Source organism: Spirosoma harenae (genome assembly GCF_054776975.1).
Window position 1 is genome coordinate 105,415 of sequence record NZ_BAAHBD010000024.1, and the last position, 24,194, is coordinate 129,608.

General features: G+C 47.2%; 16 protein-coding genes. 12 read left to right on the top strand and 4 right to left on the bottom strand.

The window, feature by feature from the left end:
• Window positions 1-25 precede the first annotated feature (25 nt).
• A complete protein-coding gene (gene topA / locus ACYVE4_RS22975) occupies window positions 26-2,704 on the bottom strand; it encodes a type I DNA topoisomerase (RefSeq protein ID WP_461042594.1) in 2,679 nt (892 codons plus the stop codon).
• A 351-nt stretch (window positions 2,705-3,055) separates the two neighbouring features.
• Here topA and ACYVE4_RS22980 point away from each other — a divergent pair, with 351 nt between their 5' ends.
• A complete protein-coding gene (locus tag ACYVE4_RS22980; RefSeq protein ID WP_461042595.1) occupies window positions 3,056-3,925 on the top strand; it encodes a DUF4349 domain-containing protein in 870 nt (289 codons plus the stop codon).
• 20 nt (window positions 3,926-3,945) lie between these two features.
• Here the strand turns inward: ACYVE4_RS22980 and ACYVE4_RS22985 are convergent, their stop codons facing one another.
• Window positions 3,946-6,138 (bottom strand): sensor histidine kinase, encoded by a 2,193-nt coding sequence (locus ACYVE4_RS22985; RefSeq protein WP_461042596.1) that lies wholly within the window; start codon window positions 6,136-6,138, stop codon window positions 3,946-3,948.
• 145 nt (window positions 6,139-6,283) lie between these two features.
• Window positions 6,284-6,769 (bottom strand): Lrp/AsnC family transcriptional regulator, encoded by a 486-nt coding sequence (locus ACYVE4_RS22990; protein ID WP_461042597.1) that lies wholly within the window; start codon window positions 6,767-6,769, stop codon window positions 6,284-6,286.
• 108 nt (window positions 6,770-6,877) lie between these two features.
• Between ACYVE4_RS22990 and ACYVE4_RS22995 the strand changes: the two genes are divergently transcribed.
• The 11 genes from ACYVE4_RS22995 to ACYVE4_RS23045 all read left to right on the top strand — a co-directional run bounded on the left by ACYVE4_RS22995 (window position 6,878) and on the right by ACYVE4_RS23045 (window position 22,457).
• Window positions 6,878-8,335, top strand: coding sequence for a CoA-acylating methylmalonate-semialdehyde dehydrogenase (locus ACYVE4_RS22995; protein ID WP_461042598.1), 1,458 nt, complete (start codon window positions 6,878-6,880; stop codon window positions 8,333-8,335).
• Between the two features lie 39 nt (window positions 8,336-8,374).
• The gene (locus ACYVE4_RS23000) at window positions 8,375-9,721 is read left to right on the top strand and encodes an aminotransferase class III-fold pyridoxal phosphate-dependent enzyme (RefSeq protein WP_461042599.1); all 1,347 of its coding nucleotides are present in this window, start codon (window positions 8,375-8,377) and stop codon (window positions 9,719-9,721) included.
• Between the two features lie 107 nt (window positions 9,722-9,828).
• Window positions 9,829-10,893, top strand: coding sequence for a nucleoside hydrolase (locus tag ACYVE4_RS23005; protein ID WP_461042600.1), 1,065 nt, complete (start codon window positions 9,829-9,831; stop codon window positions 10,891-10,893).
• 116 nt (window positions 10,894-11,009) lie between these two features.
• Window positions 11,010-12,512: an NCS1 family nucleobase:cation symporter-1 gene (locus ACYVE4_RS23010; protein ID WP_461042601.1), complete on the top strand. Its 1,503-nt coding sequence runs from the start codon at window positions 11,010-11,012 to the stop codon at window positions 12,510-12,512.
• Window positions 12,496-13,878 carry a dihydropyrimidinase gene (gene hydA / locus ACYVE4_RS23015; protein WP_461042602.1) on the top strand — a complete coding sequence of 461 codons (1,383 nt, stop codon included), beginning with the start codon at window positions 12,496-12,498 and terminating at the stop codon, window positions 13,876-13,878. The genes ACYVE4_RS23010 and hydA overlap by 17 nt, the downstream gene beginning before the upstream one ends.
• A 138-nt stretch (window positions 13,879-14,016) precedes the next feature.
• A complete protein-coding gene (locus ACYVE4_RS23020) occupies window positions 14,017-14,883 on the top strand; it encodes a nitrilase-related carbon-nitrogen hydrolase (RefSeq protein WP_461042603.1) in 867 nt (288 codons plus the stop codon).
• Between the two features lie 106 nt (window positions 14,884-14,989).
• Window positions 14,990-16,345 (top strand): NAD(P)-dependent oxidoreductase, encoded by a 1,356-nt coding sequence (locus tag ACYVE4_RS23025; RefSeq protein WP_461042604.1) that lies wholly within the window; start codon window positions 14,990-14,992, stop codon window positions 16,343-16,345.
• Window positions 16,346-16,422: 77 nt separating this feature from the next.
• Window positions 16,423-17,691, top strand: a complete 1,269-nt coding sequence (gene preA, locus ACYVE4_RS23030; protein WP_461042605.1) for an NAD-dependent dihydropyrimidine dehydrogenase subunit PreA — start codon at window positions 16,423-16,425, stop codon at window positions 17,689-17,691.
• A gap of 52 nt (window positions 17,692-17,743) precedes the next feature.
• Complete coding sequence (locus ACYVE4_RS23035) at window positions 17,744-19,189, top strand: FAD binding domain-containing protein (RefSeq protein WP_461042606.1); 1,446 nt, start codon at window positions 17,744-17,746, stop codon at window positions 19,187-19,189.
• 9 nt (window positions 19,190-19,198) lie between these two features.
• Window positions 19,199-21,520, top strand: a complete 2,322-nt coding sequence (locus ACYVE4_RS23040) for a xanthine dehydrogenase molybdopterin binding subunit (RefSeq protein ID WP_461042607.1) — start codon at window positions 19,199-19,201, stop codon at window positions 21,518-21,520.
• Window positions 21,477-22,457 carry an XdhC family protein gene (locus ACYVE4_RS23045; protein ID WP_461042608.1) on the top strand — a complete coding sequence of 327 codons (981 nt, stop codon included), beginning with the start codon at window positions 21,477-21,479 and terminating at the stop codon, window positions 22,455-22,457. Before ACYVE4_RS23040 ends, ACYVE4_RS23045 begins: the two co-directional genes overlap by 44 nt.
• 51 nt (window positions 22,458-22,508) lie before the next feature.
• On the opposite strand, the gene ACYVE4_RS23050 is transcribed toward ACYVE4_RS23045, so the two are convergent.
• Window positions 22,509-24,194, bottom strand: a complete 1,686-nt coding sequence (locus tag ACYVE4_RS23050) for a RagB/SusD family nutrient uptake outer membrane protein (RefSeq protein WP_461042609.1) — start codon at window positions 24,192-24,194, stop codon at window positions 22,509-22,511.

The window sequence follows — 24,194 nt, forward strand, 5'->3', positions numbered from 1 at the left end:
GAGGTAGCGGGACCTTTTTGTATTTCTATTTCTTCGAAGTTGCCTTTTTGGCTGTCGTTGTTTTTGCTTTAGCTGTCGCTTTGGTGGCTGCTTTCTTAGCAGGGGCTTTTGTTGCGGCAGCCGGGTCGTCACCAGCCAATTTTAGGCAATCATCCAGCGTTAGGGTTGATGGATCGACATCTTTCGGAATGCGCACATTTCGTTTTCCAACGGCCAGGTACGGGCCATACTGGCCGTTAACTACTTTAATTTCAGGACGTTCCGGGAATTCCTTAATGTATTTATTCGCATCCTGTTGACGTTTGGCTTGAATCAATTCAATCGCTCGATCCAATGTCAGGTCAGACAGCGATTCATTCCGAGGCAATGAAATGTATTTGTCTTCGTATTTGACATACGGGCCAAAACGACCTTTGCCAGTGGAGACAAGCTTACCTTCAAATTCGCCTAGTGATTCGCTTATTGACTCAGCACGTTTCTGCTTAATCAATTGAATCGCTCGCTCAGCATCAATCGAGTACGGGTCGTCTTCTTTCGTTAGCGATACGTACTTGTCATCATGTTTGACGTAAGGGCCGAACTTCCCAATACCGATGGTCATGGCTTTATCCTCAAAGAAACCTACTTCGCGGGGAAGAGAGAATAAATCCAGTGCTTCCTGTAACGTAATGGTTTCGATCAATTGACCATCGCGTAGGTTTGCAAACTGAGGTTTATCGTCGTCAGTAGCTTCACCAATCTGGGCGTAGGCACCGTATTTGCCTAAGCGAGCAGATACTTTTTTGCCAGTGCGGGGATCAAGACCTAGTTCGCGGGCACCCGTTTTAAAGGCACCAACTGAGGAACCCTGGATTTCTTCGATGTTTTTATGGAAATCGCCGTAGAATCCTTCCAGCATTTTCTGCCAATTCATCCGACCATCCGCAATTTCATCGAAGTCTTTTTCAACAGTTGCCGTGAACTGATAATCAACGATATCAGGGAAGTATTCGACCAGGAAATCATTAACAACTATTCCCGTATTGGTTGGGAATAACTTCGCTTTTTCCGAGCCAAACGTTTCTTTACCGCTCGTCTCGCTGATGTGATTATTCTGAAGTGTATACTCCTGATACTTACGTTCCTGACCGGGTTTGTCCTGTTTGATCACGTAACCCCGGTTAATGATTGTTGAGATCGTAGGTGCGTAGGTTGATGGTCGGCCAATGCCCATTTCTTCCAGTTTTTTCACCAACGAGGCTTCTGCATAGCGGGGCTGTGGCCGAGTAAATTTCTCCGTCGCTTTCATCTGACCCAGATTCAAAATCTGGCCAATCGATAGGGGCGGCAGCATACCTTTAGCGTCTTCATCACCATCCTCATCATCTTTCGATTCAAGATACACACGCAGAAAACCGTCGAATTTGATCACTTCCCCCTGTGCAACCAGTTCGTTCGGGAATGTAGTGTTAGTTGGTTGTGCCTGCGGATTAAAGGCGACTTTTTTTGATGGATCGAAATCGTCACCGAATACATCGAAACTCAAATCCTGTTCTACAGATGCTCCGGTAGTATTTGAGAAGCGAATACCAATGGTCACAATTGTGCGCTCAAGCTGAGCATCGGCCATTTGGGACGCAATAGAGCGTTTCCAGATCAGTTCGTATAGTCGTTTCTGATCGCGGTCAGCACCCGCGTTGCGGTCGTTAAAGTTTGTTGGACGGATGGCTTCGTGGGCTTCCTGCGCTGATTCGTTTTTCGTTTTGAACTGCCGCGTCTGAACGTATTTTGGACCAAATTCAGTCTCAATTTCAGCTTTAGCTTTGTCAATGGCTTCCTGCGACAGATTAGTCGAGTCAGTCCGCATGTACGAAATCTTACCAGCTTCGTATAGGTTTTGGGCCAGCCGCATCGTGCGATCAACCGAAAAACTAAGCTTACGCGAAGCTTCCTGTTGGAGCGTAGACGTCGTGAAAGGCGGTGCGGGGGATTTCTTAGCCGGTTTTACTTCTAAGTTCTTGATTGTGAAGGTCGCGCCAATACAGGCTTCCAGAAATTTGCGGGCTTCTACCGAAGTCTGGAAATTTTTTGGCGATTCGGCGTTCAACACTTTAGTACCATCAACAATAAATTGAGCCGTGATCTTAAACGACGACTTGGCCGAGTGTTTGTCGATCTCGCGTTCCCGTTCGACTACCAATCGTAAGGCTACCGATTGAACACGACCTGCTGATAGCCCCGTACTGCCACCTTTAATCTTGCGCCACAATACGGGCGATAATTCGTAACCCACCAGTCGGTCTAACACACGCCGGGCTTGTTGGGCATTGACTAAATCAACATCGATGGTACGGGGCGCTTTGATGGCATTCTGGATTGCATTTTTCGTTATCTCCCGAAAAACAATCCGTTTTGTGTTATCGCGCAGACCAAGAGCTTCCTTGAGGTGCCACGAAATGGCTTCTCCTTCGCGGTCATCATCCGTTGCGAGCCAGACTTCCTCCGCCGACTTTGCCAGCGATTTAAGCTCACTCACCAACTTCTTTTTATCGGGCGATATTTCGTACGATGGTTTGAAGCCATTCGTTACATCAACGGCCAATCCATCTTTTGGAAGATCGCGTACGTGACCAAAACTGGACTTGACGGTGAAGTCCTTACCTAGATAGCCTTCGATGGTTTTCGCTTTCGCCGGCGATTCCACTATGACTAAGTTTTTCGACATAATACTGTTCAGGTTGTTACGATTACCGCTCTTCCGTTTGCCGTAAAGCACCTATATATTGATCGGAATAGTCTCCAGAATAGGGTCGGAGTTCAGGTCGACTCGCCCAAATATAGACGCAAAAGCACTGACTTATGCAAATAGTCAGGTTATGTACGACGAAAAAGAGGAGAGAGATTACCAGGCCAACAGGCCAATTTGGTTCTGCTTTAGTAACAACCGAACCGCGCTTTACGTTCGAGAACGAATGAAGAAATGGCTATAAATGAGCCATTAAAGCCACTTTTTAAGTGCGTATTAAAAAGCTAATTAACTTTTGTGGAAATTTCGTTGGACACGCATCTTACCCGCATGAATAATTTTTTAACATTCGCTCTATTGCTGGGGGTAATGGCCTGCCAGTCGGAGCCGAAGCAGTCAACAAGTGAATCTGTTGCGGAAGCGCCGAAACAAATGGCTCGATTGGCCGCACCCTCGCCCGATCAGGATGAACCGGCAACGGAACAGGAAGAGACGTCTAAGCCTTCGGAACCATCGCCCCAACCGCAGGCGACGGCCAATCGGAAAATAATTCGTAATGGACAGCTGCGGATTCGCGTGAGCGATTTTACGGCTTCGGGCAAAAAAATCGAGCAACTTGTTCAGCAACAGGGCGCGCAGATTACCAGCTCGAACGAAACAAAAACGTATAATACGATTGAGAACGCTTTGGTTATTCGGGTGCCAGCCTCTCGTTTCGACGCTTTACTGACTTCGGTATTGAAAGAATCGATTTTTACGGATACGAAAACCATTACGGCTGAGGACGTTACCCGTCGCTATGTAGATGTTGAAGCGCGGATTCGTAGTAAAAAAGCGGCCGAAGAAACGTATCTGCGGATATTAAAACAGGCTCGAAGCGTAGAAGATGTGCTGAAAGTAGAAGAGCAATTGGCGGATATTCGGGAGGAACGCGAAGTGCAGGAAGCCGAACTACGTCAGCTTAAAGATGAAGTAGCGCTGAGCACGCTGAACCTTTCTTACTACCAGCAGACCGACGTTGCACTAAGTCCTGAAGAACCATTTTACGCCCAAATCTGGAATAACCTAAGTGATGGTTTTCGATTGATTGGCAACGTGTTCGTCGGATTGTTCTACTTTATTCCACTAGGATTGGTAATCGGAGCCGTCATCTGGTTGTTTGCCCGCTGGCGTCGGAAACGGCGGAATACTGAGAACTAATAAGAGCGGTTATTGGAAAATTACTTCGGGAGTGTGATGACAAATTCCGTTCCTTCATTCGGAGTAGTTTGTACCTCAATTTTGCCACCATGACCCTTGGTAATGATGTCATAGCTAAGGGATAATCCTAATCCGGTGCCCTGACCTGTTGGCTTGGTGGTAAAAAAAGGCTGGTAAATTTTATCGATAATTTCGCTGGGGATGCCAGTTCCGTTATCGTTTATGCGAATCACAACAGAATCTCCAGCGGATAATGTAGTCACGCTCACCTGCGGACGGTAACTATCAAGATCTTGTTTTTGCTTCTCCTGAACGGCATAAAACGCATTCGTATAAATGTTGAGAAGTACTCTTCCAATATCCTGTGGGACGAGTTGAACGGTGCCTACTGTTGAGTTAAGATCCAGTTTCAAAGCCGCATTGAATGATTTATCTTTTCCTTTTAGCCCATGATACGCTAGACGTAAATATTCATCAACCAACGCATTTAGATCAGTCGGTTGTTTCTCCCCACTTCTGGCCCGACTGTGCTCGAGCATTCCTTTTACAATAGAGTCTGCCCGTTTTCCGTGATGGGTAATCTTTTGCAGATTCAGAGAAAGGTCGCTGATGATCTCAATGGCATAGTCCTTTTCAGTGTCAGGCAACGCTAGCAACGGACCATCTTTTAACTCATCGACCAATTCTGACGATACTTCAGAGAAATTATTTACAAAGTTGAGTGGGTTCTGTATCTCGTGGGCAATGCCTGCTGTTAGTTCACCGAGTGAGGCTAGTTTTTCTTTCTGAATGAGTTGCGCCTGAGCCGCCTTTAAATCATGAAGGGATTGAGTTAGTTCCGCTGTGCGCTCATTGACTTGTTTTTCAAGTAGTTGATTTTGAGCGGCAATTAATCGGCTACGCTCTATTTCACGTTCTTTTTCCAGTTGCTCTTTTTCAATGGCTTGCTGCGCTACCTGCCTTCTAATCAAGTTAAATCGATGAATGAGCGTTCCCGAAAAAACAATAATCATCCAGGCAAAACAGGTGCTTTCTGTATATTCATGATTCGGGTAATATTCCTCTGGTAACGTGTAATTGGCGTATTCTCGTAATAACCGCGTAGCTAACGTAAATGACCAGAATATAAATAAAGGAGAGATGGCTAACAGGACATAACGGGCTTGTGACGATCCCTTTTTTATCATTCGAATCGCCATGAGGATGCAAAGTGCAAAGACGATACGAATCAAGACCTCAATGAGAATCGCCCATTGCTGTAGGGGAACAATAGGTTGACGGAAGGAGTAAAGCTGTACTACGTTCGAAAGGGCAGTTAAAGCTAGTGAAACTGCAATGGCCGTGTTTATCCGACGTAGATCGGGCGTTGGCTGTAGTAATTTCCGGATAGACTGGATAAAGAAGATGAAAAAGAGGATGAAAAAAGCTATGGAGGCCAGCTTGAATTCATACGGAAATTCGTCAAAGAAAGCGTGCTGAATTCGATAGATGTTTCGATCCAGAATGAAAAAGATAAGACAAATGCCAAAATAGAGATAGACCCGCTCGTTGATCGAAAAGAAGAGAAATATATTGTATAAGGCTGCTAGAAATAATATTCCGATAATAATTCCTTCCAGGAGATAGTCTTTCCAGCCTTTGTCTTGTACGAACGTTTGAAACGCGCTCTCAATTCGCCCTTTTTCCGTTTGTAATTGGGGGGATATATAAATCAATGAGGGATGCCAGGAAACATTCTCGGCTCGCTCATAAAATGTTATTTCCTGACCAGAGGCCAATCGGAAAAAAAATCGGTATTGTTCCCTATGTCCTTTATAGATAGGGAGTTGATTGTATGGAATCAGGTCGCCAGCGCGTTGATGTTGCCAATTTTTTGTGCTGTCGAGCCAATATAAATCAATGTAATCACTATTGAAATCGCAGTAGTAAAAGGCTAGGTCGTGAGATAGACTGTTCTTAAGGCGCATTCGTATCCAGTACGTATGCGAGCTCCGGTCTGGAGCATAAAATGGAACATGTTGGAAATCAGAATGCTGTAAAACCTGCTTGAGTGTGAACTGTTTTTCTGGATCGGCCAGTATCTGAAAATGAGTCGTATCAACCCTGAAAAAGGTAGAGTCTGTTTTTATTTCATAAACCGGGGGCAGGTTTTTCTGAGCATATCCGACAGAAACCAGTTCGAACCAGCAGAGGAAAACGAATAAATATTTCACTACGTATGAGCTAAACAGAACAACTGAATTAAAGACTGACTCTGGCTAAAATCCCATCAATATTAAACATCATTCTTAAAAAAGTAGGTATTCGTTTGTGGATACAGCTTTGTTTATCTAGCCATTGTCACGCTGACTTCTTCAATCAAATTGGTTTGGGTTGTAGCAAATTCAAATTAGGTTGAGCATACTTATAGACCTTAAAATAGAGCGTCGTCTTAGTCTGATAAATACCTTCAATTTTGGAAATCTCATTAATGAATTCCACCAGATGATTGTTGGTCGGGCACATCACATCGACCTCCAGATCATAATCGCCGGAAGTACTAGCTAGAAAACTGACTTCGGGCATTTGAGCAATTGTTTGGGCTATTGATTCCTTGAGCGTTGCCGGACGAACGTAAACGGCAATGTGAGCATAGGCGTTAAACCCCACCTTATCCGGATCGACCCGCCCGACAATATTGATAATGCCCTCATCAAGGAGTCGATTCAGTCGAGTACGAGCGGTTCCGACCGATACGCTTAACTGATCCGCAATTTCCGTAAATGACATCCGCCCATCTTTTTGGAGACAGGACAGGATTGCAAAATCCAGATCGTCTAGTGTAGTAGTATGATTCTTTTCCATGTCTGTGGCTCTGCGGAGTAAAAATATTATGAAAAGTTGACTTGTATATTAATTATTTTTAGTTTGCACGCCTTCTTTCTGTAAAAAATGCAGATATACAACAAAACCATGAAGTATACGCCTGTTCAGAATTATATAAATGGAGCTTTTGTCGATGCCGATGCGAAGCGTACACAGGATGTCATTTCACCGATTGACGGCACTCACTTATCAGTTGTGCCATTATCAACGGCTGCTGATTTGGACAGGGCGGTTGAGGCAGCTAAAGCGGCTTTCCCAGGATGGAGTCGAACCACCCTTAAAGAAAGAGTACAAGTCTTTTTTCGCTATAAAGCCCTACTGGAAAAGAATTTGAAAGAGCTGGCGCTGCTCGTACAGGAGGAAAATGGTAAGACCTACGACGAAGCCGTTGCGGAAATTGAAAAGGGAGCTGAATTATCAGAGTTTGCCTGTTCGCTACCACAGATCGTGACGGGCGAAATTCTGGAGGTTAGTCGGGGCGTTGAGTGCCGAACCGAGCATGTACCCTTGGGCGTCGTCGCCAGCATTGTTCCGTTCAATTTTCCGAGCATGGTGCCGAATTGGACAATCCCGAACGCAATCGCTTTAGGCAACTGCATGATTATCAAACCATCGGAAAAAGTGCCACTCAGTGTCGGGCGATTGGCCGAACTCTTGCAGGAAGCCGGTTTACCCAAAGGTGTATTTAATGTAGTACACGGTGATAGCGAAGTGGTGAACGCCATCTGTGATCATCCTGATATTGAGGCTGTTTCGTTTGTTGGCTCAACGAAAATTGCTAAACACGTTTATCAGCGAGCGACCAGTAATTTCAAACGGTGTCTGGCGATGGGTGGGGCAAAAAATCACTTGATTGTACTACCCGATGCTATTCCGGGTATGACAGCTCAGAATATTACGGCTTCGATGGCGGGCTGTGCCGGGCAGCGTTGTATGGCGGCTTCGGCAATGGTCGCTGTTGGTCCGGTTGACCATATTATTGAGAAACTTTGCGAAGAAGCACAGAAAGTAGTACCCGGCAAAAATTTAGGCGCCGTGATCAATCGGGACTCCAAAGAGCGGATTGAGCGATACATTACGGAAGCCGAAAGTCAGGGTGCCAAAGTACTCGTTGACGGGCGTAATCCGACGGTTGAAGGAAAAGAAGCCGGTACTTACGTTGGTCCGACTGTAATTGACTACGTGAAACCGGATATGGCCATTGCGAAAGAAGAAATTTTTGGTCCGGTTATCAGCATCATGCGCACGAAAACGGTGGATGAAGCACTGGCCATTGAAAATGCCAATCCCTACGGAAATGCCGCATCGGTATTTACGCAAAACGGTGGAATGGCACGATATGTGATGGACCGGGCCAGCGCCGGAATGGTCGGTGTAAACGTCGGTGTTCCCGTTCCACGCGAACCGTTTTCATTTGGCGGCTGGAACGAAAGTCGATTCGGTGTTGGCGACATTACCGGCAAAAGTTCCATTGAATTCTGGACGAAATTGAAGAAAAGCACCACTAAATGGAATCCCGAAGCCGGGATAAATTGGATGAGCTAACGTAAGTTTTAACACTACAACCTTTCAACCCACAATACCATGCTTGATACAACAACGCTTTCAGAAACGGAGGAAGTCCTTCAGGATAATTTTGATTCAACCGTATTTGTCTGGAGTAAACAAAAAGGAATTTCACCGATTGCCGTAAAATATGCGCAAGGCGTTTACCTGTATGATTACGATGGGAAACGGTACATCGACTTTTCATCCGGGCTGATGAACGTGAATATTGGGCATGGAAATCAGCGGATTACGGAAGCCGTTGTTCGGCAAATGCAGGAAGTGAGCTACGTTACGCCTTACTGTGTGACGAAGGTTCGGGGAGAACTGGGTAAGAAATTAGCTGAAATCTGTCCTGGTGATCTGAACAAGGCATATTTCACGTTGTGCGGAGCTACATCGATTGAAGCGGCCTTGAAAATGGCCCGTTCCTATACCGGACGCCATAAGATTCTGAGTCGCTATCAATCCTACCACGGCGCTACGTATGGAGCACTATCGGTTGGGGGAGATCCTCGTAAATTACCTGATGATTCGCAGCAATCGCCGAATTTCGTGCATATCGACATTCCTTATAAATACCGCTGGAATCACGATGAAGCTAGTATGTTGACCGATTCTGTGGAACAACTGGAGCGGATCATCGCGTACGAAGGGCCAGGAAATATTGCGGCATTTTTACTGGAAGGGGAGTCGGGAACATCAGGCTGTTTACAATATCCGGTTGGTTATTTGAAGGCCGTCCGATCCATTTGCGACAAATACGGTATTTTGCTGATTATCGACGAAGTGATGAGTGGATTTGGGCGCACGGGCAAGTGGTTTGGCTTTGAAAATCACGGTATTGTGCCCGATATGGTCACGATGGCGAAGGGAATTACCAGCGGTTATCTGCCCTTCGGTTGCCTGATGGTAACGGATAAAATTGCGGCACGGTATAACGATACCGTGCTGGCTACGGGTATGACGTATAATGCTCATCCGGTCAGCTGTGCGGCCGCGCTAGAAACGCTAAAAATTTACGAAGATGATAACCTAATCGAAAATGCGGCTGAAATGGGGGGCTACGTTGCGCAACAGGCCGAATTGATGAAGCAGAAACACCCCTGCATCGGTGATTTCCGAACGACTGGCTTGCTGGGCTGTTTCGAGATCGTCAAAAATCGGGCAACGAAAGAACCGATGGCACCATTCAACGCGAAGCCTGAAGCTATGGCGGTCATGAGCAAAGTGGCAGCTAAAATCAAGGAGCTGGGCATGTATACCTTTGTTCGCTGGAGTTATGTATTTGTTGCCCCGCCACTTTGCGTAACCAAAGAGCAAATCGATGAAGGTTTAGCGATTATTAGTGAAGCTTTAGCGATAGCCGATGAATTTGTGAGTTGATTTGCAGGATTTTGGCAACAGTTTTTGTGGTTTGGTATCTAATTTGCGGGATTACGAGTATCAAAAATGATTGATCAACCGATCCTCGCAAACCAAGCCATTTCAGCATGTTGACGTCAAGACGCAAGTTTATTGAAACAATTTCTATTGGTACAGCCTCGACATTTTTGCCCGCCGTGGTTCTTGCTTCTACATCGGCAGTTAGCAACCATCGAGACAAGCCAGTAGGCGCAAAACGAGTAATTCTAGATTCGGATACAGCCACTGACGATGCGCTGGCCTTGTTGATGGCCGTAACCTCGCCCGCCTTACACGTCGAAGCGATTACGATAACGGTCGGCAATGTCGGGTTTGAGCAGCAGACGAAAAATGCCCTCTACACATTGGAAATGGCGGGTAAATCGGGGCAGATTCCTGTGTATCAAGGATCTTCCCGGCCCATAACGCGGGAAATTCACGGGACTGCAACGTACGTACATGGTACGGATGGGATGAGTGATTCCTTTTTTCCGGACCCGAAACAAAAGCCGGAGAAAGAACATGCCGTCGATGCCATTATCCGATTGGTAGAGAAGTACCCGAATGAAATTACCCTGGTTGCCATCGGACCGTTGACCAATATTGCGCTGGCGTTGTTGAAAGCGCCGTCGATTGCGAAAAAGGTCAAGGAGATATATTTCATGGGGGGCTTTTATAAGTTCTATGGAAATATCAACCCGAGTGCAACGTATAATGCATGGGTTGATCCGGAAGCCGCTCGTATTGTTTTTCAGTCGGGCATGCCGATTACGACCGTCGGTTTCGATGTAAGTGTAAAGAGTTCAGTGTTTACGGATGCCGATTACGGCGTGGTTGAAAAGCTGGGAACGAAGTATGCAAGCTTTTTCATGAGCATCAACCGGATTCGTCGCCAGTATTGTAAAGAGCATCAGAAAATGAAAGGCTCGAATCACCCAGATGCAATCACCGTTGCCGCTGTGATCGATCCGACGATAATTTCGCAGTCGATAAACCGATACGTCGATGTTGAAACACGAGGAGAATTAACGGTTGGGGCTTTGGCTATCGACGAATTGGACGTGTGGAAAAAAGCACCGAATGCCAAAATTTGCGTTGAAGCCAGCGAGCCAAAATTTAAGCAAATGGTATTCGATACCTTGAGATTGGGTTAAAAAGTTTGTAGTTTACGGTATTCAGGTTACGGTATACGGATTACAGCGAATTGACCTAAGGAGAATGGTGTCAACTTACTGTGACCCGAATACGTAAAACCGCTAACTGAATACTTATGCAAGAACGAACTCAGGAAACCAGGAGCGAATCATCGTCTTTATACAGCGAAGATCTGGCGCCAATTCCCGCAGGCAATCGAACCTGGACTACCTGGAATTACGCAGCGCTATGGATTAGCATGAGCCTCTGTATTCCGACGTATATGATGGCCAGTTCACTAATTCAGGGCGGTATGAACTGGTGGCAAGCCATATTGACTATCTTTCTAGGTAACACCATTGTGTTGATTCCCATGGTGTTGAATGGGCATGCTGGTGCCAAATATGGGATTCCGTTTCCGGTGTTGGTGCGGTCCAGCTTCGGCACAAAAGGGGCTAATATTCCTGCGCTGCTTCGCGCCATTGTAGCCTGTGGCTGGTTCGGTATTCAGACCTGGATTGGCGGTTTTTCCATTTACCAGATGCTTCGGCTCTGGATGCCGTCGCTGGCAACGCTGCCTGAGGTCTTTCCCGCGTCGTGGGGACTGCAAACCGGTCCGGCGATTTGCTTCCTTTTGTTCTGGCTGCTGAACATGTACGTCGTCTATCTGGGCGTCGATAGTATTCGGAAACTACTGGTGTTCAAAGCATTTTTTCTGCCAGTTGCTGCATTGGCTCTGCTATTCTGGGCAATCTCGGTTGGAAATGGCTTAGGACCCATTCTACAGCAACCCGCTAAATTTACTGATTCAGCTCAGTTTTTTACCTTTTTCTTTCCGGCCTTGACCGGCATGGTTGGTTTCTGGGCGACACTCTCGCTGAACATCCCTGATTTTACGCGTTACGCGACAAGCCAGCAAGCGCAGGTACGCGGACAGATTATTGGTCTTCCGCCCGCTATGACCCTATTTTCGTTTATTGGCGTCGTCGTTACATCGGCCACCACCATTATCTACGGAACAACGATTTGGGACCCCATCTTATTAGCCGGGAAGTTCGATAGTAAACTACTGGTGAGTATTGCCATGATTGCGGTAGCTATCTCGACGTTAGCAACCAATATTGCGGCCAATATCGTCAGCCCGGCCAACGACTTCGCCAATCTGGCACCCTCAAAAATTGACTTCCGCAAAGGCGGCTATATAACAGGTGTGATTGGCGTCTTCATCTTCCCCTGGAAACTCATTGCCGATCCTACTGGATTCATTTTTACCTGGTTAGTTGGCTATTCGAGTTTGCTCGGGCCCGTAGGCGGAATCATGATCGCCGACTACTTTTTCCTGCGCAAGCAAATACTGTTCGTAGAGGATTTGTACAGCGAAACGGGTATTTATCGTTTTAAAAATGGCTATAATACAGCGGCTATTCTGGCATTACTAGCTGGGATTATTCCCAATATTCCGGGATTTTTGACCACAATTCAGGTGATTCCGGCAAATAGTGTCCCTGGATGGATTTCGCAACTGTACAGTTATGCCTGGTTTGTAGGCTTTTTTGTGAGTGCGGGCGTGTATTTAGTATTAATGCGCTCTGCTCAACCTGTGACCCATAAAGAAACTACTCATGTCGCTTTTGATTAAAAACGGTCGGATTATTACGGCGGCCGATGATTATGTCGCGGATATTTTCATAGAGGGCGAAACCATTTCGTCTATTGGCAAAAACCTGTCTGTTGACGCCGATACGGTGATTGACGCAACGGGTAAATTAGTCTTCCCCGGCGGTATTGATCCCCATGTGCATCTGGATATGCCCTTCATGGGCACGTTTTCGAGTGATACCCACGAAACAGGTACGCGTGCAGCGCTATTTGGAGGTACCACAACAGTTATTGATTTTGTTCTGCAAAAACAAGGACACTCACTTAAAGAAGCCTTGGACGAATGGAATTCTCGGGCGCAGGGAACGGCGGTAGGTGATTACAGCTTTCACATGGCTGTAACGGATTTCAACGAGAATTCGAAGATTGAAATTCAGGAGATGGTTGAGAAGGAAGGGATTACTTCGTTCAAAACATTTATGGCCTACAAAGGTGCCCTGATGATCAACGATAGCCAGATGGTCGGCCTGATGCAGGAAGTGCAGAAGCAGGGCGGTATGGTGACGGTGCACGCGACCAACGGCGACATGATCGATTATTTGATTGCCAAGCATCGGTCGGAAGGAAAATTGTCGCCATTGTATCATTACCTCTCACAGCCCGAAGTGACCGAAGCCGAAGCCAGCTGCCGCTTCACCGACCTGGCCGATTATACTGGCTGTCCCGGCTACATCGTCCACATGACCTGCGAAGGTGCGTTGAACGGCGTTCGCAACGCAACCCGACGCAATCAGAAAGTATATGCTGAAACCTGTATTCAATATTTAGTACTGGATGCGTCACTCTATCAGGAAGATTTCGAGGGCGCTAAGTGGGTCATGAGTCCACCATTGCGGGAGAAAAAAGATCAGGAAGCGCTTTGGGCAGGTATCAATCAAGGTTTGGTGCAAGTAGTGGCGACCGATCATTGCCCGTTTATGTGGGAGCAGAAACTGATGGGGAAAGATGATTTTTCGAAGATTCCTAATGGGCATCCAGCCATCGAAAATCGAATGGAATTACTGTTCAGCGAAGGTGTTCATAAAGGTAAAATCACGCTCAATAAGTATGTGGAAGTTGCCTGCACGAATCCAGCTAAAATCTTTGGAATGTTCCCCAAAAAAGGAACAATCGGCATTGGCAGCGATGCCGATCTAGTCATTTTCGATCCAAAAGAAAAACATACGATTTCGGCGAAAACCCACCACATGAACGTCGACTATTCAGGATACGAAGGATGGGAGCTAACCGGAAAAGTCAAGACTGTTTTGCTGCGAGGCAAGGTCGCAATCGATGGCAACAAATGCCTGGTTGACAAGGGGTATGGTCAATTTATTAAACGAAACAAAGTAAGCGGGAAGATTTAAGTATAGAAAGTTGACCTCACCCCTGGCCCCTCTCCTAAAACAGGGAGAGGGGAGAACGAGGAAGTTTTTGCTCCCCTCTCCCTGTTTTAGGAGAGGGGCCAGGGGTGAGGTTTATTATAGTAAAAACCAAACCAAACTATGCCACGAATCATAAAATCAGGATTGATACAAATGAGCCTGCCGAAGACGGAAGGCGAAGGTACGATCGAGGAAATTAAAGAAGCGATGGTGCAAAAGCACATTCCGCTCATTGAAGAAGCGGGTCAGAAAGGTGTGCAGATTTTATGCTTGCAGGAAATTTTCAACACCCCCTATTTCTGTCCGGGGCAAAATAGCGCCTGGTATGCGTCGGCCGAATCGGTCCCCGGTCCAACGACAGACCGGATGGCTGAGTACGCCAAAAAATATAAAATGGTCATGATCGTACCCGTTTACGAAAAGGAACAGGCGGGTGTACTCTATAATACGGCTGCTGTGATTGATGCCGACGGAACGTATCTGGGCAAATACCGCAAAAACCACATTCCGCACACATCGGGTTTCTGGGAGAAGTTTTTCTTTAAACCAGGCAATCTAGGCTATCCGGTTTTCCAGACGATGTATGCGAAAGTCGGGGTATACATTTGCTACGACCGCCATTTTCCTGATGGGGCTCGGTGCTTAGGTTTGAACGGAGCCGAAATTGTCTACAATCCATCGGCGACAGTAGCAGGTTTGTCGCAATACCTCTGGAAGTTGGAGCAACCTGCCCACGCAGCTGCTAATGGCTATTTCATGGGTTGTATCAACCGTGTTGGTGAAGAGAAACCCTGGAATCTGGGCCGATTTTATGGTACTTCATATTTCGTGGACCCACGCGGCCAAATCTTTGCAACGGCTTCGGAAGATAAAGACGAATTGCTCATTGCTGAATTCGATTTGGATATGATCGACGACGTGCGAAGCGTCTGGCAATTCTTCCGCGACCGACGGCCGGAGACGTATGATAAATTAGTAGAACTATAAGTGAACGATGAGTGATGAGCGATAAGTGATGAGTTTGCTGACGTACAAACTTTTACTCGCGACAGCAAACTCATCACTTATCGCTCATCACTCATCACTCCTAAAAATGGCTATACTCAATAACCGACTGACGACAGAGCAGTACGAGCAAAACTTCAGCGACATTCATCCGCCGTTCGAAACGCGGGAATCGGCGTTGGTGGAAGCGAATCGCTGCCTGTTTTGTTATGATGCGCCGTGTGTAAAGAGCTGCCCCACGAGCATCAATATTCCGAAGTTTATTAAGCAGATTACCACCGATAACATCAAGGGATCAGCCTACACCATTCTGGATTCCAACATTATGGGGGGCGGTTGCTCGAAGGTGTGCCCTGTTGATAAGCTTTGCGAAGGTTCATGTGTGTATAATCTGCTGCATGAACCTCCCATTCCGATTGCGAAACTTCAGCGCTATTCGACGGAAAAAGCGATTGAACAAAAATGGCCCTTGTTTCAGCGTAAGCCATCCAGCGGACAGAAAGTCGCTGTGGTGGGGGCTGGACCTGCGGGATTGAGTTGTGCGCACGTATTGAGTCGGGAAGGTGTGGATGTAACAATCTACGAAAAGGAAAACAAAGGCGGAGGTCTGATGACCTACGGGATTGCCGCTTACAAAGTGACTCCCCAATTCTGCGAGGATGAGGTGAATTTCATTACATCGGTGGGCGGTATCGATATTAAATACGATCAGGAATTAGGGCGCAATATTACGTTATCTGATTTACAGGCTAATTATGATGCTGTTTATCTGGGAATTGGTGTAGGCGTAGCACGACATCTGGAAATTCCTGGTGAAGATCTGCTCGGTGTAGAAGATGCCCTTCGGTTCATTTATGACATTCGGGAGAAAGGTTATCCGTCTGTTCAGGTGGGAGATAAAGTCGCGGTAATTGGTTTAGGCATGACGGCAATTGATGCCGCTACGCAAGCCAAACGACTGGGGGCCAAAGAAGTAACTATCGTCTATCGCCGGACGCAGGCTGAAATGCCCAGCACCGAAGTTGAACTCAATCTGGCAAAACTGGATGGGTGTAACATTATCTGGCTTGCTGCACCGAAGGAAGTAAAAGGCGAAAACGGCCGTGTTACCCAACTGATATGCAGCGTGATGGAGCTTGACGTGCCTGATACGAGCGGTCGCCGTTCACCCGTTGACACCGGAGAAACAATTACGCTGGATGTTGATATGGTAATCAAAGCCGCCGGGCAGATTCCTTACGAAGAACTGGTGAGTAGCAACCAACTCAAAAACTGGTACGGTAAAATCGCCATCAACGACAATTGCGAAACAAACATTCCAGGCGTATTTGCCGGTGGCGATTGCGTCAACGGCGGCAAAGAAGTGGTCGATGCGGTGCAGGCCGGTAAAGACGGTGCGAGGGCAATACTGAATTTTATAAAGAGTGAACGAGCGATTGAGTGAACGAGCGATTCGCTTGCTAATAGCTGGCGTAAGCCACTTTCACTCATTCACTCATTCGCTCGTTCATTCTTTAAAATATGGCAGATTTAAGCACAGATTTTCTCGGTATAAGATCGCCGAATCCGTTTTGGTTGGCGAGTGCTCCGCCGACGGATAAACAATACAATGTACTCCGTGCTTTTGAAGCGGGATGGGGTGGTGTAGTCTGGAAAACGCTGGGTTCACAGGTCAAAAATGTATCATCGCGCTATTCGGCGGTCGATTACAACGGCACGAAAGTGATGGGTCTGAATAATATCGAGCTTATTTCGGATCGTCCGTTAGCCATTAATCTGCGTGAAATTGCCGAATGTGTGCGCGAATTTCCGGATCGGGCGATGGTCGTATCGCTCATGGCCGATAATACCCGTGATAAATGGCATGAATTGATCGCTCAAGTCGAAGATACGGGCGCACACGGCCTGGAACTCAACTTCGGTTGCCCGCATGGCATGACTGAACGGGGGATGGGAGCCGCTGTCGGGCAGGATCCAGAAATCGCGAAAATGGTGGTGGAATGGGTAATGGAAAAAGCCACTATCCCGGTTATTACCAAACTGACACCAAACGTACATTCAGTCGTGCCGACGGGAAGAGCATCCGTTGAAGGAGGCACGAATGCCTTATCGCTGATCAATACAATTCAATCGGTTACGGGTGTTGATTTGAATACGTTTGTGCCAAATCCGTACGTGGCTGGTAAATCGGTGTATGGTGGCTATTGTGGTCCGGCGGTGAAGCCGATAGCGTTGAAAATGCTGACGACCATAGCGCAAGACCCAATCACGTCAAAAGTCCCTATTTCGGGTATTGGCGGAGTAAGCACCTGGAAAGATGCGGCTGAGTTTATGCTGTTAGGAGCCAGGTCGGTACAGGTTTGTACGGCCGTGATGACCCACGGATTCCGCATTATCGACGATCTGTGTGATGGGCTGAACAACTGGATGGACGAAAAAGGCTTCAAAACCGTATATGATTTCATTGGTAAATCGGTCCCAACTATTACGCATTGGGAAGATCTGGACATCAATTATCACATCGTCGCCAACATCAATCAGGACAAATGCATTCACTGCGGACTCTGCTACATTGCCTGTGAGGATACATCGCATCAAGCCATCAACCTCACATTTGGTAAGCCTTACAACACCTATTCAATCATTGAAAATGAGTGCGTTGGCTGCAATTTGTGTAAATTAGTCTGTCCGGTCGACAGCTGTATCACGATGGTAGAGCAACGTAAAGGGGACGAATACCTGAACTGGAAAGAATTTCAACGACGCGGCCTTCCCCTAAACGACCATTAATTGAGTGATGAACGATACCTGACGCGTGTAAACTCATCAGGTATCGTTCATCATGGCCTCAGGTAATAACTCTGATAATGATTTGATTACGTTCATTTTAAATAATAGAGAAATACGAACGACGATGTTCCCCGGCACGCCGGTGCTCGATTTTGTGCGCTATCATAAACACCTGATGGGCACAAAAATCGGCTGTCGTGAAGGGGATTGCGGAGCTTGTACAGTGCTGGTTGGCAACCTGGCGGAAGAGGGATTACGTTATCGAACAGTTACCTCCTGCCTGATGCCGCTTGGCAATGTACAAGGCAAACACATTGTAACCATCGAAGGCCTAAATAAGCAAGGGTTGAATCCCGTCCAGCAAGCCATGTCCGATCAATCGGCGACGCAATGTGGCTTTTGCACACCGGGTTTTGTGATGTCGCTGGCCGGGTTTTGTTTAAGTAAAAAAGAACCGACTGCGCAAAATGCGATGGCTGCAATTGATGGAAATATTTGCCGATGCACTGGGTATAAATCTATCGAACGAGCCGCTACACAGATTGCCCATTTATTGGAAAAACGTACGGAAGACAATCCAATCGACTTTGTCGTAAATCAAGGATTATTTCCCGATTATTTTGCTTCTATTCCTGATCGATTACAAGCATTGGCGGTACACCTGAATGGTGAACAAACGGACAGTGATTCAGTAGCCCAGCGAGTAGGTGGCGGTACGGATGTATACGTACAAAAACACGACGAAATCAAAGAAGCTACGATTCAGTTTCTTTCGGAGCGAGTTGATTTAAAGGGCATTACCCAAGAGGAAGGACAATGCATTATTGGGGCGTCTACGACCGTAACCGATTTGATGGAAGCGCCCATAATACGTATCTATTTCCCTGATTTCACTGACTATACAAAGCTGGTATCGTCGACGCCGATTCGTAATATGGCAACGATTGGGGGGAATTTCATCAATGCTTCGCCCATCGGTGATTTGACGATTTTCTTTCTCGCGTTGGATGCCCAACTGACATTCTTAGGTGGAAATTTAGAACGGGTAATACCGTTACGAGCCCTGTACAAAGGCTACAAATTGCTTGATAGTCAGCCCGACGAATACCTGAAACAAATTCGGTTTGATTTGCCAACAGTGTCAACCCGGTTCAATTTCGAGAAAGTCAGCAAACGAACACATTTGGATATTGCCAGTGTCAACTCGGCTATGCGGCTCGACATGGATGGTGACCGAATCACGAAAGTATCTTTATCGGCAGGTGGCGTGGCACCCATTCCGAAACGGCTGGACAAAACGGAAGCGTGGCTAACCGGACAAAGGCTGTCCGAAGACTTGATTATCACAGCAACTAAAGTTGCCCAAACCGACATATCTCCAATAAGTGACGCCCGTGGTAGCGAAGCCTACAAGCGACTATTACTCAGTCAACTTATCAAAGCGCATTTTATCAAACTGTTTCCGCGGTTGAAAGTAGAGCAGTTGTTGGTTCAATAGAATACAGACATGAAGAATATAGATTCCAGCACGCATGTACGGGGCGAATCGGTTTATCTGGATGACATTCCCTTGATTCAGGGGACGTTGTTTGGTGTAGCGTTTGGCTTGCCAATAGCGCATGGTATCATTAAAACCCTGGATTTATCGACAGCGGAATCGATGCCGGGGGTCGTCCGGATTTTAACCTATAAAGACGTCACTGGCGAAAACCAGATTGGAGGAATCATTCCGGATGAACCACTGCTAGCTGAGAACCACGTACATTACTGCGGAATGCCGATTGCCTTTGTGCTGGCCGAAACCGAGGACGAAGCTCGGGCTGCTGTCAAAAAAATAGCGGTTGATTTTGACCCCCTTCCGGTCATTACCGACCCCAGAGAGGCACAGAGAAGAGGAGAATTAATCATTCCCCCAAGAACCTTTCGGCTTGGTGATCCGGCTACTGTCTGGAAAGATTGTACGCACATTGTCGAAGGGAGAGCGGATACGAATGGTCAGGAGCATTTATATATCGAAACGCAGGGAGCCTATGCCGTTCCTCTGGAAAATAACGGTATAAAACTGTATTCGTCTACCCAGGGACCAACAGCTGTACAACGTGCCGTGGCTCGTTCGTCGGGCTTAGCGATGCACCAGATTGATGTCGATGTAACCCGGTTGGGCGGAGGATTTGGCGGTAAAGAAGACCAGGCCAATATGTGGGGAGCTCTCTGTGCCTTAGCGACTCATATTCTCCGAAAACCAGTTAAGTATTCGCTGCATAGGCTGGAAGATATGGCCATGACTGGCAAACGGCATCCTTATTCCTCCGACTTTAAAATTGGCTTGAGCGACGATCTGACGATTCTTGCGTACGAAGTTACGTTTTATCAGAATGCCGGTGCCGCTGCCGATTTATCGCCTGCCGTAATGGAACGAACGTTGTTTCACTGCACCAATAGTTACTTCATCCCTAATGTAATCGCAACAGCGTACAGTTGTCGGACGAATCTACCACCGAACACAGCCTTCCGGGGATTCGGTGGACCGCAGGGAATGTTTGTGATTGAAGCCGCGATTGCGAAAGCGGCTGAAGCCCTGGGGGTCGAAGCATCAGTCATCCAGGCAAAAAATCTGAATCAAACCGGTGATGCCTTTCCGTATGGCCAACAGGCAGTGAGTGAAGCACATGCTTGCTGGCATAAAGCTACAGAAGTCTACAGTTTGGCCGCTATTCGTCAAGGAATAGTTTCGTTTAACAGTGTTAATGAGCTGTATAAGAAGGGGTTCGCCTTGATGCCGGTTTGCTTTGGGATTTCGTTTACGAATACCCGAATGAATCAGGCACGAGCACTCGTGCACGTCTATACCGATGGAAGTGTCAGTGTAAGCACAGGCGCGGTGGAGATGGGACAGGGGGTAAACACAAAAATGGTACAGGTCGCTGCCCAGGTTCTGTCGATTCAACCGGAACGGGTGAAATTACACTCTACCAGCACCTATCGCATTGCCAACACGTCTCCCTCTGCCGCTAGCGCTACGGCTGATTTAAACGGGAAAGCGGTTCAGTTAGCCTGTCTGGAAATCTGTAAGCGATTAAAAACAGTGGCGGCTGATGAACTACGCACTCCGGTTGAATCCATTGACATAAAAGACGAATGGGTATTTGTTAACCGGCAGAAAACCGAATGGGATTGGAAGCGATTGATCCTGGCGGCTTATACGAAACGGGTCAGTTTGTCGGAACACGCCCATTATGCCACGCCGGATATCTATTTTGATGCCACGAAAGAGAAAGGGCACCCCTTTGCCTATCACGTATATGGCACCGCTATCGTTGAAGTTACCGTAGATTGCTTGCGGGGAACGTATGAAATGGAGGCTGTTAAAGTAGTGCATGATTTTGGCGTAAGCATGAATCCCCTCATCGATCGTGGACAGATTGAAGGAGGTATTGTACAGGGACTCGGCTGGATGACGATGGAGGAAGTCGTTTATGACGAAGCCGGGCGGTTACGCTCCAATGCGCTATCGACGTACAAAGTGCCTGACATTTATTCCGTTCCAAAAGAAATTGCCATTGAGCCCCTGAAAACGGAGTTGGATAACCTGGCTATCTTTAAGTCGAAAGCCGTGGGAGAACCCCCATTGATGTATGGAATTGGCGCTTACTTCGCGCTTCGGAACGCAATTTCCGCCTTTAACCCAGCAGCCAACATCCCTTTTGCTGCACCCATGACGCCCGAAAAAGTATTAATGGCACTCTATCAAACCCCCTCTGCCCAAAGCCCCATGCCCTCTGCCAATGAACAAACACAGGTCGCTACCCATTTGGCAGTTAATTCATGATAGTCTACGACAGGAGATTCCTGTCATGTTGTTGTACGTGCTGGATAGCCACGGCAGTAGTCCTGGACGACAAGGATTTCTGATGGGAGTGAATGCAAAGGGGGAGATCGCAGGATCGATTGGTGGAGGAATCATGGAACATAAGTTTGTGGAAATGGCGAAGGAACGTCTGCGCCAACCTCAAAATGAATTGTCCATCCGAACACAATATCATGACAAGCAGGCCGCTCAAAATCAGAGTGGTATGATCTGTTCCGGTGACCAAACCATTCTTCTCTATAGAATTCAATCAGAGGATCACGTATCTATCCAGCAGATTGTTAGCTGTTTAACTAATAACCGAAATGGATTGCTGGAGTTATCACCCGATGGGTTGCGATTCGATGGAAAGTCAATGCCTGATTGGAAATGTCAATTTTCGATGCAGTCGGAACGCGAATGGCTGTATCGGGAGCGGCTTGGCTATAAGAACAACCTCACGATAATTGGCGGAGGGCACTGCGCGCTGGCGTTGTCCAGAATAATGAGTCAATTGGATTTTTACATCCGTGTGATTGATCATCGCTCCGGGTTACATACCCTTCAGGCAAATGATACGGCTCACGAGATTATTGTCATCGACAGTTATGACGAGCTCACTAACATAATTCCTTCCGGTCATCATCAGTTTGTAGTTGTAATGACCGTTGGCTATCGCACCGATGATCTGGCGATTCGAGCTGTACTGAGTAAGTCACTCCAGTATTTGGGTGTTTTAGGCAGTGCAGCCAAGATCACCAAACTAGTCGCTGATTATCGACTGGAAGGGATACCGGAAGAGCAACTGGCCCGCATGCACGCGCCGATCGGCCTGCCCATTCATAGCCAGACACCCGACGAAATTGCCATTAGCATCGCTGCCCAAATCATTCAGGTGAAAAACTCGCCAGAAACCTAAAAAGCTGCCACATTGGGCAGCTTTTTAGGTACGTAGTCAGTGTAAAAAAGCTTAATAACTGTCGTTCTGGACCAGATAGCCTGGCAGGTTCGAGGCTCCGTCGATGGCCGTTTGCGGAATGGGGAAAATCCGTTTTTTTACATCGGTATTGGTCTTTTCGGTCCAGGTACCCTCATATTTGCCAAAACGGATCATATCGGTTCGGCGAACCATTTCCCAGTATAATTCAAACCCTCGTTCCCGATAAAGCAGGTCCAGATTCATTGAGGTAAGGGCAGGAGGGGGAGCCGTTACGGAGCGGGCTGCCCTCACAGCATTAACATCGGCTAATGCACTGGCCGCATCGTTGCTTTTGCGAAGTTTGGCTTCTGCCCGCATCAGGTAAACATCGGCCAGGCGAAGGATAATAATATCCGCTTCGCCGAAATTCCGACCACTCGCCGATTTTTTGCTGAATTCGTATTTCTCCACCCGATACCCTGTATTGTAATTGCTTCCCGCAACAGTGAAGTCGATCTGTTCGGTAAAATCAACCGCCAGCGTGGGTTTGTTTCGGGTATCCGAGAAAAGCTTGCCTACTTTAAACTTCCCATCCGGACATTTTACGAATGCGCCATTCCGTCGAATCAAGCCATATTGCTGACCGCGCAGAATCCCCCTGTTAATATTGAAATCGGCTTCGGCTACGCACGAATCGGCTGGATTAGAGTAAATAGAGAGATTTTGCTTGTAAAACCGTGGGTCTACCGATGGATCTTTAGGGGCGTAGGCGTTAACCCAGGTCCGATAATAATCGGGCGTGATTCCTGGGCCATCAGTGCCGTTAGCAGCTGGATAAGCCGGAATCGGGAACTGGTCGCCGGACAAGGAGAAATAGGCCATACGATTATGACCGTTCAAATCTGCCCGTTGATCGACTGCAAAAATCAATTCCTTATTGTCGTGATTATCCGAATTGAAGATGGAGAAATAATCTTTTGACAACTGGTATTGACCCGCGTTGATGATTTTATCGCAGTATTCCACCACCTTGTCCATATCCTCCGGCTTGAACGTGGCCTGGGTGGCATACTTATCCCGATAAACACCCGCGTTCAGATATAATCGAGCCAGCAACCCCCAAACGGCTCCTTTCGTCAGTCGGCCTGGACCAACATTCGTTTCCAGATTGGGTTCTACGGCCAGAAATTCGGACTTCAGGTAGTCAACAGCCTGTTCCCCTCGCAGGATAGTTGATGTAGCGCCCAGATCATCTTTCACAAATACTAACCCGAAAAGGTCCAGGGTTAACAGACTATAATAAGCGCGCATGCCCCGGGCTTCGGCCAGATAGGTTTTTGTAACAGGATCATTGAGTGTTGGCAACGCATTAATGGCGGTAATGGCCCGTGACATACCCTGTAAAATCAATGTCCAGGTGCTACGTAAGTTCGGGTCGGTGCTGGTATACGTATGCTGGTGCATAGCCAGATAGATGCCATTGTCACCCCAGTCGGTGCCGCCCCGATAAGGCAAAATAGCTTCATCGGTCGAAATTTCCTGAAGCGCAAAATAGTTGGTATGCAGAAAAATGTCTGGTAGACGAGCGTAAACGGGCGCAATGATTCCATCGGCAGCCTGTCGGTCGGTTAGTCCGGATACCGAAGCTTCATCCAGTACTTTTTCGGCTAGATTGGTGCAACCTGCGGCAACGATCAGGCTGGTCATTGCCAGAATTGATATAACTTTCTTTTTCAT

Excerpts from the sequence above, each read along its gene's own strand:
- ACYVE4_RS23050 (WP_461042609.1), bottom strand. The coding sequence starts at position 24,194 with ATGAAAAAGAAAGTTATATCAATTCTGGCAATGACCAGCCTGATCGTT.
- ACYVE4_RS22995 (WP_461042598.1), top strand. The coding sequence starts at position 6,878 with ATGAAGTATACGCCTGTTCAGAATTATATAAATGGAGCTTTTGTCGAT.
- ACYVE4_RS23025 (WP_461042604.1), top strand. The coding sequence starts at position 14,990 with ATGGCTATACTCAATAACCGACTGACGACAGAGCAGTACGAGCAAAAC.
- ACYVE4_RS23040 (WP_461042607.1), top strand. The coding sequence starts at position 19,199 with ATGAAGAATATAGATTCCAGCACGCATGTACGGGGCGAATCGGTTTAT.
- ACYVE4_RS23045 (WP_461042608.1), top strand. The coding sequence starts at position 21,477 with ATGAACAAACACAGGTCGCTACCCATTTGGCAGTTAATTCATGATAGT.
- preA (WP_461042605.1), top strand. The coding sequence starts at position 16,423 with ATGGCAGATTTAAGCACAGATTTTCTCGGTATAAGATCGCCGAATCCG.
- topA (WP_461042594.1), bottom strand. The coding sequence starts at position 2,704 with ATGTCGAAAAACTTAGTCATAGTGGAATCGCCGGCGAAAGCGAAAACC.
- ACYVE4_RS23000 (WP_461042599.1), top strand. The coding sequence starts at position 8,375 with ATGCTTGATACAACAACGCTTTCAGAAACGGAGGAAGTCCTTCAGGAT.
- ACYVE4_RS23010 (WP_461042601.1), top strand. The coding sequence starts at position 11,010 with ATGCAAGAACGAACTCAGGAAACCAGGAGCGAATCATCGTCTTTATAC.
- ACYVE4_RS23020 (WP_461042603.1), top strand. The coding sequence starts at position 14,017 with ATGCCACGAATCATAAAATCAGGATTGATACAAATGAGCCTGCCGAAG.
- ACYVE4_RS22980 (WP_461042595.1), top strand. The coding sequence starts at position 3,056 with ATGAATAATTTTTTAACATTCGCTCTATTGCTGGGGGTAATGGCCTGC.
- hydA (WP_461042602.1), top strand. The coding sequence starts at position 12,496 with ATGTCGCTTTTGATTAAAAACGGTCGGATTATTACGGCGGCCGATGAT.
- ACYVE4_RS22990 (WP_461042597.1), bottom strand. The coding sequence starts at position 6,769 with ATGGAAAAGAATCATACTACTACACTAGACGATCTGGATTTTGCAATC.
- ACYVE4_RS23035 (WP_461042606.1), top strand. The coding sequence starts at position 17,744 with ATGGCCTCAGGTAATAACTCTGATAATGATTTGATTACGTTCATTTTA.
- ACYVE4_RS23005 (WP_461042600.1), top strand. The coding sequence starts at position 9,829 with ATGTTGACGTCAAGACGCAAGTTTATTGAAACAATTTCTATTGGTACA.